At 34.5% G+C, this 12,470-nt stretch carries 11 protein-coding genes; 4 read left to right on the top strand and 7 right to left on the bottom strand.

What is annotated here, in order from left to right:
• Positions 1-66: 66 nt before the first annotated feature.
• Positions 67-1,461 (bottom strand): class II fumarate hydratase, encoded by a 1,395-nt coding sequence (fumC, locus tag NWE55_RS02940; RefSeq protein WP_155092003.1) that lies wholly within the window; start codon positions 1,459-1,461, stop codon positions 67-69.
• 147 nt (positions 1,462-1,608) lie between these two features.
• Here fumC and NWE55_RS02935 point away from each other — a divergent pair, with 147 nt between their 5' ends.
• Positions 1,609-1,785: a hypothetical protein gene (locus tag NWE55_RS02935; RefSeq protein WP_166520748.1), complete on the top strand. Its 177-nt coding sequence runs from the start codon at positions 1,609-1,611 to the stop codon at positions 1,783-1,785.
• Positions 1,786-2,175: 390 nt separating this feature from the next.
• Here NWE55_RS02935 and NWE55_RS02930 read toward each other — a convergent pair whose 3' ends face one another.
• Positions 2,176-4,653 carry a TonB-dependent receptor gene (locus NWE55_RS02930; protein WP_155092002.1) on the bottom strand — a complete coding sequence of 826 codons (2,478 nt, stop codon included), beginning with the start codon at positions 4,651-4,653 and terminating at the stop codon, positions 2,176-2,178.
• An 87-nt stretch (positions 4,654-4,740) separates the two neighbouring features.
• Entirely contained in the window at positions 4,741-5,082 is a 342-nt protein-coding gene (arsC, locus tag NWE55_RS02925; RefSeq protein ID WP_155092001.1) for an arsenate reductase (glutaredoxin), read from the bottom strand.
• Between the two features lie 42 nt (positions 5,083-5,124).
• Between arsC and NWE55_RS02920 the strand changes: the two genes are divergently transcribed.
• From NWE55_RS02920 to glsA, 3 genes are read left to right on the top strand one after another with little or no spacing between them, the layout of a single operon-like run.
• Complete coding sequence (locus tag NWE55_RS02920; protein WP_155092000.1) at positions 5,125-6,030, top strand: CPBP family intramembrane glutamic endopeptidase; 906 nt, start codon at positions 5,125-5,127, stop codon at positions 6,028-6,030.
• 8 nt (positions 6,031-6,038) lie between these two features.
• Positions 6,039-7,070 carry an AMP-binding protein gene (locus NWE55_RS02915; protein ID WP_155091999.1) on the top strand — a complete coding sequence of 344 codons (1,032 nt, stop codon included), beginning with the start codon at positions 6,039-6,041 and terminating at the stop codon, positions 7,068-7,070.
• 15 nt (positions 7,071-7,085) lie between these two features.
• The gene (gene glsA, locus NWE55_RS02910; RefSeq protein WP_155091998.1) at positions 7,086-8,114 is read left to right on the top strand and encodes a glutaminase A; all 1,029 of its coding nucleotides are present in this window, start codon (positions 7,086-7,088) and stop codon (positions 8,112-8,114) included.
• A gap of 74 nt (positions 8,115-8,188) precedes the next feature.
• On the opposite strand, the gene NWE55_RS02905 is transcribed toward glsA, so the two are convergent.
• The 4 genes from NWE55_RS02905 to NWE55_RS02890 all read right to left on the bottom strand — a co-directional run bounded on the left by NWE55_RS02905 (position 8,189) and on the right by NWE55_RS02890 (position 12,433).
• Complete coding sequence (locus NWE55_RS02905) at positions 8,189-8,608, bottom strand: nucleoside-diphosphate kinase (RefSeq protein ID WP_258204601.1); 420 nt, start codon at positions 8,606-8,608, stop codon at positions 8,189-8,191.
• Positions 8,609-8,699: 91 nt separating this feature from the next.
• Entirely contained in the window at positions 8,700-9,896 is a 1,197-nt protein-coding gene (gene pncB, locus NWE55_RS02900; RefSeq protein WP_155091996.1) for a nicotinate phosphoribosyltransferase, read from the bottom strand.
• 5 nt (positions 9,897-9,901) lie between these two features.
• Positions 9,902-10,603: a hypothetical protein gene (locus NWE55_RS02895; RefSeq protein WP_155091995.1), complete on the bottom strand. Its 702-nt coding sequence runs from the start codon at positions 10,601-10,603 to the stop codon at positions 9,902-9,904.
• Positions 10,604-12,433 (bottom strand): ABC transporter ATP-binding protein, encoded by a 1,830-nt coding sequence (locus NWE55_RS02890; protein WP_155091994.1) that lies wholly within the window; start codon positions 12,431-12,433, stop codon positions 10,604-10,606.
• Positions 12,434-12,470 lie beyond the last annotated feature (37 nt).

Below are 12,470 nucleotides of genomic sequence, written 5' to 3'. Positions count from 1 at the left end.
TAAAAGTCCTGCTTGCTAATGCAAACAGGACTTTTTGAAATAAAAATTCTCTTTTTCAAAATATTTTTATAACTCTCCAACCATTTTAGCAGGATCTACCCATTTGTCAAAGTCTTCTGGAGAAACATATCCCAAGCGAATAGCTTCTTCTTTTAAAGTAGTACCATTTTGATGTGCTGTTTGAGCAATTTCAGCGGCTTTGTAATAACCAATATGTGTGTTAAGTGCTGTCACTAACATTAAAGAGTTATCCAATAACTCAGTAATTCTTTTGTGGTTAGGTTCTATTCCCTGTGCACAGTGAATGTCAAATGATACACATGCATCTCCAATTAGTTTAGCGGATTGCAAGAAGTTTGCAGCCATAACAGGTTTAAATACATTTAACTCATATTGCCCTTGTGTACCACTGAAGCTAATCGTTACATCATTTCCAATAACTTGTGCAGCTACCATTGTGAGAGCTTCACATTGTGTAGGGTTAACTTTTCCTGGCATAATAGATGAGCCTGGTTCATTTGCAGGTATGATTATCTCCCCAATACCTGAACGAGGTCCCGAAGCAAGCATACGGATGTCATTGGCAATTTTGTACAGTGCAACAGCTAATTGTTTCAATGCACCATGTGTTTCTACAATCGCATCGTGGGAAGCTAAAGCTTCAAATTTATTAGGTGCAGTTTTAAAAGGTAAGTTTGTGAATTGAGCTATGTAAGCTGCCACTTTTGTATCATATCCTTTTGGGGTATTTAAGCCTGTTCCTACGGCTGTTCCTCCTAATGCTAATTCAGATAAATGCGATAAAGTGTTTTGTAATGCCTTTAAGCCGTAATCTAATTGTGCTACATAGCCTGAAATTTCTTGTCCAAGCGTTAGAGGAGTAGCATCCATTAAATGGGTACGACCTATTTTTACAACAGACATATATTCTTTTGCTTTTTTGTCAAGTGTATTGCGCAGTTGTGTGACTCCAGGTATTGTGTGCTCTATTACTGCTTTATAAGCTGCAATATGCATGGCCGTTGGGTAAGTGTCGTTCGATGATTGGGACTTATTTACATCGTCATTTGCCTTGATATTCTGTTCTCCTTCACCTAATTGATTTCCAGCAAGTACATGTGCGCGATTGGCTATTACTTCATTTACATTCATATTAGATTGTGTTCCAGAACCAGTTTGCCAAATAACTAAAGGAAACTGATCATTCAGTTCCCCTCTTAGAATCTCATCGCATACTGTTGCTATTCCTTCTTTTTTGTCTTGTGGTAACACACCTAAGTCATGGTTTGCAAACGCTGCTGCCTTTTTTAAGTAGGCAAATGCCTCTATAATCTCATGAGGCATTGAAGCTTCAGGTCCTATTTTAAAGTTGTTTCGAGAACGTTCTGTTTGAGCACCCCAGTATTTATCAGCAGGTACTTTTACTTCACCAATTGTGTCTTTTTCTATACGATATTTCATTTGTTATACTACTTTAGTTTGATTTCTCATAAAGGTATTAAATTATTTAGTATCATTCTAAAGTAATATTCAAAATATAAATCATTGTAGGTTTAAATCTATAAAGTACGTATATTTGGGGCTGTATATACAAAAAATTCCGGAACAATGTTTGAATTTCAACAGTATTTAGCTTTCATCATCGGTATGACTGTGATTACGATGGCTTTCTGGCTTTTAATCTTCTTAGTAGGATTTGCTTCTTACTGGGCATTTGGAGGAACTCGTGAGTTCTTAAAAGAAAAAAAAGCTAAAAGACAGCAATTGGAAGAAAGTCAAATGTAAGACTTTGATGAATTAAAAAGATAAAAGAGCTACAATAGAATTGTAGCTCTTTTTTTGTTTTGCCCTATCTTGATTGTATTAGTTGTTGTATTTATTTTATAGTCTGTTTGAGCTATTGTAATAATTGTGCTTTACTGCATTGCGTATTTAAGAGTATCAAAGCTTTCAATTAAAAAAAAGAAGCCAAAGGTAAACTTTGGCTTCTGGATTGATTATAGTTAAAGTTAGTTAGTTTTCTAAAGTCTGGAGAAAAAGATAAGGTCATTTCCTCAGCAATTAATATAACCGTATTGGTTAGGGGCTATTATTAATTTAGCGACTGCAATTTAATTTTTTTAGATTAATCACACAATGTGTTTTGAAACATTAAATTTATTCTAAATAAATCGCTTACATCATTTCCATTTCGCCATTCTCCATATTTCCTTCCCCATTTCCTCTTTGTTTTTGTCTATCGTTTTTCTTTTGATTAAAACGATAAGTGAAAGAAAGATTTATTTGTCTTCCTCTCCATTGCATTTCACTATGAGAGAAAGTTTGAGGTAAGTTTGTATCCATTTCTCTTTTTCTGGAATCAAAAATATCATTGATATTAAAAGTAATAGTAGCTTTATCCTTGATGATATCTTTACTCAAAGCTAAGTTAGCAGATAGATTGCTCTTTACTCTTCCTTGTGCTGTATCATATGGCGCTCTATACATTCCGTTCATTGTCCAATCTATCTTATAAGGCAATGTGATTTTTGAACTAATGCGTGTAAACCAAGCGTATGTATTCTTGTCAAAATTCTGAGACTCTTTGTTTCCATTTAAGTCAGTGAAAGTATAATCTCCTTTCGTTTCTGTACGGTAAAAGTTGAAGTTACCATTTAGTCTCCACCATTTGTACGGAATATAGTTTAAAGTAAAGTCAAAACCATATCTGTATTCTGTTGCTAAGTTTATAGGAGAACTAACTGTAATAGGTGTTCCATTATCAGTGGTTCCTGCAATTCTTTTTACGAATTGAAAGGTATCATCCGTTTTGTTTAAATAAGCAGAAGCACTTAATGTAAAACCTGTCCATCTTTGTGTATACCCCAAATCAAATGCATTTGTTTTTGCAGGATCTAAGTTAGGATTACCTTGAAAGAAGTTAATATTACTCGTATAGTTTGAGAAAGGATTTAAGAAGAAACCTCTTGGTCTCATGATACGCTTGCTATAACTAAGAGATACATTACTTGACTCGGTAAGTTCATAGTTTAAAAAAGCACTCGGAAAGAAGTCATCGTATTTTTTATTGTTGTAATCGTTGTTTCTAAGTTGATTGACATCAATATTGCTATCTTCCCAACGCAAACCTACCATGAAGTTTAATTTGTCCGTTATCTGATCTCCATATTGAGCATAAACAGCATTAACTTGCTCTTTGTACTCCAGTGTATTTGAGATGTTGTTATTGTTGATCCATTGATTATTTACTTGGTTGTAGAAGTCATAATCATTTGTTGTCTTTTTGAAGCTTCCATAATATCCAGCCTCAAAGTTACCTGTTTCTCCAATAGGTAAGGTATAATCTAATTTCACTAAACCTTGTAAGTAATCATCTTTACTATTGTTTTTTTCAAAAGTTCTAATGTTTGCAAAATCATTAATGTCTGCAATATTAGAGTCATCAGTTGACTTGTCTTGTGAGATAGTTCCTTCAATAACTAATTTATGATCGGGATTTGCGAATTTCTTTTCAAACCCAGTAGTGTACTCAACACTATTTCGACTTCCAGTTTTATACTCATTTCGATCTCTTGTGTACATTAGTTCACGATCGGGATTGTAGTATTTATAGTCAACTGTGTTTGGAGCTGTAATATTGGTTCTATTTACATTAACGCTATTTGACCAAGTAAATGATGGTGTGATATAATAGTCAAGTCCAAACATTGCATTGTAGCCTTGTCTGTTTCTATTATTGTCTTTGTACTCATCAATAAATTGTGTGGTGTTACCGTGTTGGTCAAAGTATTCGTTATCGTTTACGCCATATCCTTTAGTTTTCGTATCGCGATAACCTAATGTAGTATAAAAGTTAAACTTCTCACTTCTAAGGTTGAAGTTTCCATTTAACTCATAATTTCTTGGATCCCCTAAAGTACCAGTGATATTTCCGTTAATACCTTCTGCTTTACCTTTTTTCAGTACGATATTAATTATACCTGCTCCTCCCTCAGCTTCATATCGAGCAGAAGGGTTAGTAATTACTTCTACTTTTTCAATAGATTCAGCAGACAAGATACGCATTGCTTCTTGTATATTACTTGCTAAACCAGTTGGCTTACCATCGATTAAAACTTTTACATTTTCGTTTCCTCTAAGACTAACTGCTCCTTCACTATCAACCGAGATTGAAGGTACGTTATCTAATACATCACCAGCTGTACCGCCTTTAAGAACCATGTCAGCACCAACATTATAAACTTTCTTATCGAGTTTAATGTCAACGGTAGATTTCTCTGCTATAATGACAACGCCTTCCAATACTTGCGCATCGTCGTGTACTTTTTGTACACCTATATCGGTATTGCCGTTAATAGCTACCTGATGTAACTCAATCGTTTTGAAACCGAGAAACTCAATTTTTACATAATAGTTACCGTTTGGCACATCAAAGGAAAACTTACCCTTTGCATCAGTCATTCCTCCCGATACAATAGTTTCATTTTGCTCATTTTGAGCGAAAACGCTTGCAAATTCTAAAGGTTGATTGGTACTTGCTTCAATTACTGTTCCCGTGATTGAAGATTTTTTAGAAGCCTGTGCTAATGTTGTTAGACTTGTCAGAAGGACAAACAGCATTAGCAAGGCTTTTGATGTCTTTAGTTTTTTCATTATAGTCGTTAGTTTTTACATATTCTTAGACTATAAATGCTTACTAAAGTTTAATTGGTAGGTCGTTAATATAATGTTAATATTCTACTACAGGATTTCGTGAATCTTTTCTGTAGGTCTTGCAATAACAGCTCGAGGGCCATTTACTACAATAGGTCTTTCAATTAATTTTGGATAATTAACCATAGCTTCGATTACTTCTTCGTCGCTTAAAGTTGCGTCACCAAATGTTTCTTGCCATAAACTGTCTTTAGTTCGCACAAGCTCGATTGGAGAATAGTTTAACTTCGTCAGAATAGTTTTTACATCTGTAGGAGTAAGGTCAGCATCTAAATATTTTATAATTTTGTAAGCTACACCTTGTTGCTCCATAAAAGCGATACTCTCTCGAGATTTGCTACAACGTGGATTGTGATAAATTGTAATCATAAATAGATAATTTTATATCAAATATAGTACAATTTTTGAAATATGAAATATATTGAACAATTATTGCGAAAAAAAGATAATAAAAATTCATGGCACTATTTACCGTTTTCTTTGTTTTTTTTCGGTATTATGTTCCTAAATGCTCTTTTAATTAAGTATTCGGAGGTTTCTACTAACGATGCAATAAAAATGAGTATCGAAAAATATGGTAAAAATATTAATTTCTTGATTAATATTTTACCAATGGCTGTATTGCTTGTGTTTTTATTGGGTTGGGTGCGAATTTTTCATCAACAATCTATTTTGTCCTTAACTACAGCACGCTCACAAGTGGATTGGAAACGCGTTTTACATGGATTCTGTATTTGGTCTGTGATAACATTAGTTTTTATCGGGATTGCCATTATTAGCTCCCCAAAGGATTATGAATTAACATTTAATGCGAGTGCATTCTTTCCTTTTTTATTTATTGCACTTTTGTTAATTCCTTTACAGACAAGCTTTGAAGAATTCTTAATGAGAGGTTACCTAATGCAAGGTATAGGTTTAGCGACTAAGAGTAGAGCAGTTGCATTATGTACTACTTCCATTATATTTGGGTTAATGCACCTGGCAAATCCTGAAGTAGAACAATTGGGATACGGTATTATGATATTTTATATAGGTATGGGCTTCTTCTTCGGTATTATGACTTTGATGGATGATGGAATTGAATTGGCTCTTGGATTTCACGCAGCAAATAATATTATAGGAGCTTTGCTATTAACTTCAAATTGGACTGCATTTCAAACAAATTCCATCTTTTTAGATGTAAGCGAACAGCCCACTATATCTTATTTGGAGACTTTTATTCAGATTGGTATTGTCTTACCTTTGGTATTGTTTTATTTGGGGAAGAAATACAAATGGAATAATTGGACAGGACGTCTTTTTGGACGTATAAAATAAAAGATTAAATGAGAAATTATATACATCCGCACTTTAGGTTAAATGGGCATAAATTCAACTTTATTGAGGAATTGCGCTCCTATGGAGGTGAATTATTGCTTTCTGATGAAGAACACCTAATCGATTTAGGAACTTTAATCGTTTCTTGGTTTGATGAAAAAGAATATGTTGAATTAACTACTTCGGGTACGACCGGACCTCCTAAAGTCATCCAAATTCGAAAGGAGTCAATGATTAATTCGGCTAAAGCAACAGGTACTTTCTTTGGTATAGGTGAAGGTTCGAAGGCACTATTGTGCATGTCAACTAAATACGTAGGAGGAAAGTTAATGTTAATTCGGTCTTTGATTTTAGGATGGGAGTTAGATTTTGTAAAACCTACATCAAGTCCTTTATTAGGCAATGTAAAGACCTATGATTTTGTTGCAATGGTTCCCATGCAAGTAGAACATTCTTTAAAAGAATTGGCTAAGGTTAAAACGATTATTATTGGTGGAGCGAAGGTTAGTCAAGCATTAAAAGACAAACTTAAAGGTGTTGAAACGAAAGTTTATGAAACTTATGGGATGACGGAAACAGTTACCCATATAGCAGCAAAACTCATCGAAGAGGATTGCTTTACAGCATTGCCTCATGCACAGATTGCGGTAGATGAGCGCAAGTGTTTGGTCATTAAGGCCCCTGCTGTGTCAGAAGATCTTGTCGTAACAAATGACATTGTAGAAATAATAGGTGATAGGCAGTTTGTTTGGTGTGGTAGGTTTGACAATGTGATAAATAGTGGTGGTGTTAAATTATTTCCAGAACAAATCGAAGAGAAGTTGTCAAAGAGGATTCCTTATCGTTTCTTTGTAGCAGCTAAGGAAGATGATTATTTAGGTAATAAGTTAGTCTTAGTAATTGAAAGTGAGCCTTATACTTTGCCAGAGGACGTGTTTTGTGATTTACATCGATTTGAGAAACCGAAAGAGGTTCAGTTTGTCAATGCGTTTGTAGAAACAGGATCAGGTAAAGTAAAAAGGAAAGAGAATATTAAATAAAATTGGTTTAGGTAAATGAAAAGAAACGGTTTTTGTAATGCAGTATTAAGCTTAATTATTGCGTGTTTGGTATCGTTTGGTAATACTGCTTATGCAAAGCGAATTATTCAAAAAGGGGATGCTACAAATTTGATAACTGAGAAGATGCTCTCAGATATATTAGAAAAAAATAGGACCTATTGTACAAAAGGAATTGTGGCTGACTATATTCCAGAGTTAGGGAAAATGGATGCAAGAGCGATTGCTTTTTCTGTTGTAAAACCCAATGGTGAGGTAATTAGCGTTGGAGATACTCAGAAGAAGTTTACGATTCAGAGTATATCAAAGATAATCTCTCTCATGGTTGCTGTAGAAGAAAAGGGAGAAAAAGAGATATTCGATCGCATGGGCTATTATGGTACTGATAAGCCGTTTAATCATTACGCTAATCTTGAAACACAGGGAAAACCATTAAACCCTATGATGAATGCAGGTGCAATATTGACTACAGCTTTAATCGATGGAGAAGGAGATATTCCCTTGCAGAAAATTCTTGACATGGTGCGCTATATAACCAAAGACGATACAGTTACTTTTAGTGAAACTGTGTATATGTCAGAGAAGGAAACAGGGCATCGCAATAGAGGTATCTTTTATCTTTTAAAGAATAATGGGTTAGTAGAAGGAGAAGAAGATAAGTTAGATAACTATTTTAAGCAGTGTTCTATCGAAGTTACTTCTGAACATTTAGCGAAGATAGGTTATTTCTTTGCGAACCAATGTGTGAGATTTGACGGAGATACTAAGTATAAGAGCTCAGAGATGTCTAAGTTAATTCAATCTCAGATGTTGATTGCAGGAATGTATGAATCGAGTGGAGAATATGCCAGAACTGTTGGTCTTCCAAGTAAATCAGGAGTAGGTGGGGGAATTGTTGTCAGTGTACCTGGTAGAATTGGCATTGGGACATTTAGTCCGAGTTTGGATCCACAAGGAAACTCTGTTGCAGGATATCACATGATTTTAGACTTAGTAAATCAACTCGACTTGAGTTTATTCAAATAACATTAAGAGATATAAAGAAAAGGGGCTAATCTTAGATTAGCCCCTTTTTTAATTGTATCAGTAGATACTAATGCTTAGAATTGCTCTCTTCCTGAGAAGTGGAAAGCAGACTCGATAGCAGCGTTCTCGTCGCTATCTGATCCGTGTACAGCATTTTCTCCAATTGATTTAGCATATTTTTTACGGATTGTTCCTTCTGCAGCTTCAGCTGGGTTAGTAGCTCCGATTAATTTTCTAAAATCTTCTACAGCGTTGTCTTTTTCTAAGATAGCTACTACGATTGGACCTCTTGACATAAATTCAACCAATTCTCCGTAGAAAGGTCTTTCGCTGTGTACTTCGTAGAATTTTTGAGCGTCTCTAACAGTTAATTGAGTTAACTTCATAGATACGATTTTAAATCCTGCTTCAGTAATCATGTTGATGATTCCTCCGATGTGACCTGCCTCTACAGCATCAGGTTTGATCATTGTAAAAGTTCTGTTCGTTGCCATTATATTCTATTTAAATTTGTTGCAAAAATAGTCTTTTATAAATAAAAGTGTGATAGTTAACTTATATTTATTTTTTAAATCTTTGTAAATATTAGTTTTGTATAGGAATATCTAATAATCGCTGTGCTAATTCAATCATTTCTGGCGTTCCTGTGTGTTTTTTTGGTTCATCTGATAATTTGACAACATCAGTCCAATGTCCTCCTTCAGGAAGTGCTTGGGTCATTTTGATAACAATATTCATTGCCTTTAACCCCACATCATTAGTGAAATCTGTTCCGATGCCAAACGACATGCCAATTTTTCCTTTGCAGTGTTTTGCAATGCGTTCCACTTTTTCTGGATTTAATCCATCAGAGAAAATGATTGTTTTAGATAGGGGGTCGATATTAAGACTTTTATAATGAGCGATGACAAGATCTGCAAATTCTAATGGATCACCGCTATCGTGTCTAACACCATCAAATAACTTTGCAAATTTTCTGTCAAATTGTTCGAAGAAAACTTTGCTTGTATAGGTATCTGTCAATGCTATGCCAAGATCTCCTCTGTAAGTATCAACCCAATGTTCTAATCCCATCGAGTTAGCCATTTTGAAGCCGTATTTAGCAGCGTGGAACATAAACCATTCATGAGCATGTGTGCCAATTGGTTTGGTCCCATATTTCATAGCTAAATGAACGTTAGACGTTCCTATAAACGAGCCCGAACCGTATTTTTGTAAGGTCTCTACTACAATTTGATGTACAGTATAGGAGTGTCTTCTGCGTGTACCAAACTCGGCAATCGTTATTCCCAGTTTTTTATAATTTTCTATTTTCGTGCGTGTTGTCTCTACAATCTGTGCAGCAGAGTGACGCTCGTTATTAGTCATTCGGTAGTATATTTCACAGATAAGTGACATTAAAGGTACTTCCCATAGAATAGTTCTATACCAATAACCTTTGATACTTACTTGTAAATCTTCTCCTTCTTGTTTAATCTCTATTTCAGAAGGATCGTAGTGATAACCTTGCAAAAAGTCTAAATAGGTAGGGTCAAGGTACGGACAAGTAGCTTGTAGAAAGGCTTTTTCAGCTTTAGTAAGCTTTAATTTAGCCATTTCATCTACTGCTGCTTTTAGTGCATCTCCGAATCCTGGTGGGTATTTGTGCTCTCCTCGGTTAATGAAAATATAAGAAGCCTTTGCAAAAGGGAATTGTTTAATAGCAGCGTACTGCATCGTAAACTTATAAAAGTCATTGTCTAAAATAGAAGTGATGACTTGGTTAGTATTTGCTGTTTCCATAGTTTTTATATTAAAATATCACTTTCTAAATCAGATTTTTCTACATCAAATTGAAAGTGGAGTTTCTCCATTAATTCTAATACAAGTTTTTTGTACCAGTTTTCTGATTTAGGATGTATATATATTTTTTCTATTAAGTGATTAATATCCACATTAATCTTAATTCCTTCATTCACGCATTTATCCAAATGAGAAACATCAGTCAACACTCTCACTTCTTTTTCATATTGAAAGCTTTTTCGCTTAAACAAAAAGGGAAAGAAATCGTCTTCAAAAGGAATGTACTCTTTTTTATAATCGATATAATGTACCTCTCCAATAAACTGATCAGCTCTATTTTCTACGGCTAATGCTTTCTGCAGCCTGCCGATAGTGGATTGAATAGCTAATCCCTCACTGTTTTTAGTGAAGATTTGCCACATAGCAAAGGATTCGTATTCATTAATATGCCAACTGCTAATCACAATGTTTTTTCTGCGTTGCTTATATTGATCTAAGAAAGCAGGGTTGTCATGACTAATGCGCTTGATTTCTTCAAATGTAGGTTCACTAAAAGTCCCTTCATACTGATCTTCAAATTTATCAGAGCGCGACATAAACATCTTATTAGACAACAAGAGATCTAAAAACTTAGACAAGTCCATGTATTTCCAAATGACTGTATTTGGATCAGCAGGGAGCTTTATATTCTTGTTTGGTACGTACATTTAATCTAATGTTTGTAAAGATACTAATTTAGAGTAAGTTCCATTGTTATTCAATAATTGTTCATGTGAACCTTGCTCAACAATTCTTCCCTTTTGCATTACGACAATATGATCTGCATTTTGAATGGTAGATAATCGGTGTGCTATAACAATCGACGTTCTGTTTTTCATCATATTTTCCAATGCAATTTGTACCAATTTTTCACTTTCTGTATCCAGCGCTGAAGTAGCTTCATCTAAGATCATGATTGGTGGGTTCTTCAAGACCGCACGCGCAATAGAAAGGCGTTGTTTCTGTCCTCCAGATAATTTGTTTCCAGAATCTCCAATATTGGTTTCTATTCCTTTTGGTAGTTCACTTACAAACTCATAAGCATTGGCTACTTTAAGTGCTTCGATAATTTCTTGATCCGTAGCATCTTGTTTGCCCAACTTTAAGTTGTTTTTAATGGTATCGTTAAACAAAATACTGTCTTGAGTTACTAAACCAATTAGATCTCTTAAATCCTCCATATCAAGATCGCGGATATCTGTATTGTCAATTTTAATAGTCCCTTCATTGATGTCCCAGAAGCGAGTCAGCAAATTGGCAATTGTACTTTTACCACTTCCAGATTGTCCTACTAATGCAACTGATTTTCCCTTTTGAATGTTTAAGCTAAAATCTTGTAAAACATTCTCATCTTCATATTTAAAAGAGATGTTATCGACAGTAATTTGCTGATCAAAGCTCTTTTTACTTATGGCATTGTCCTTACTTGTAATAGGGTTCTTTTCTTCTAATATCTGCAATACACGCTCTGCGGCTGCATCTCCTCTTTTTAGGGAGTAGGATGCTTTTGACATTGCTTTGGCAGGAGTAAGGATGTTATAAGCCATACCGATATAAGCAATAAAAGAAGCACTTGTCAATGTTCCTTCTCCTAAAACCAAATGCCCTCCATAAACTAATAATACGGCAATGGTTACAATACCTAAAAACTCACTTAACGGTGATGATAGGTTTTGGCGATTGAGTATAGTATTGTTTAACTCATAGAAAGACTGTGTCGAATCTTGAAACTTTTTATTGAATGTTTTTTCAGAGTTGAAACTCTTGATGACCTTTAATCCAGCTAATGATTCTTCTATAATAGACAAAAAGTACCCTTGTTCTTCAGAAGCTTTTTGTGAACTTTTCTTCAGTGTTTTCCCTACTTTAGAGATAATAATTCCCGAAACAGGAACAAAGATGAAAACGAATATTGTCAATTCTGTACTGATAGCAAACATGGCGATAATTGTAAATACAATTGTCAAAGGCTCTCTTACTAATACCTCTAAAATAGACAAGAAAGAGTGTTGAATCTCTAATACATCAGAAGTTATTCTTGAAATCACGTCACCTTTTCTTTTCTCAGAGAAGAAAGATAGGGGTAGTTCCAATGACTTTTTGTACATCGCATTTCGAATGTCTTTTAATACTCCATTTCGCAAGAAGGTTATGAAGTACATTGCCCAATAGTTGAATAAGTTTTTCAACAAGAATAGGGAGATAATCACTGCTGCCATGATCATTAACGTATTCTGCGCACCGTGCTCTGAAGAATGTTGTGTAATGAAATAAGACATATAGTCTTCTAAGTATTCTTTTGCATGACCCAGTGTAGTATAGACTGGTTTTTCAGTTATTTTCTTTTCATCTCCAAACAAGACTGTCATCATGGGAATTAATGCCACAAAAGACAGTGCACTGAATAAGGCATATAGGATGTTAAAGAAAATGTTTAGATACGCATAAGACTTATATGGCTTCGCGAAGTAAATTATCTTTTTGAAATACTCGTTCATATTTATTGTTTGTAAAAAAGCAAAAATAAAGAAAAAA

The sequence above is a fragment of the Myroides albus genome (genome assembly GCF_024722315.1).
GTDB classification, from domain to species: Bacteria; Bacteroidota; Bacteroidia; order Flavobacteriales; family Flavobacteriaceae; genus Flavobacterium; species Flavobacterium album_A.
The sequence above is the reverse complement of the archived record's forward strand: the minus strand, read 5'-3'. Positions and strand labels throughout refer to the sequence as shown.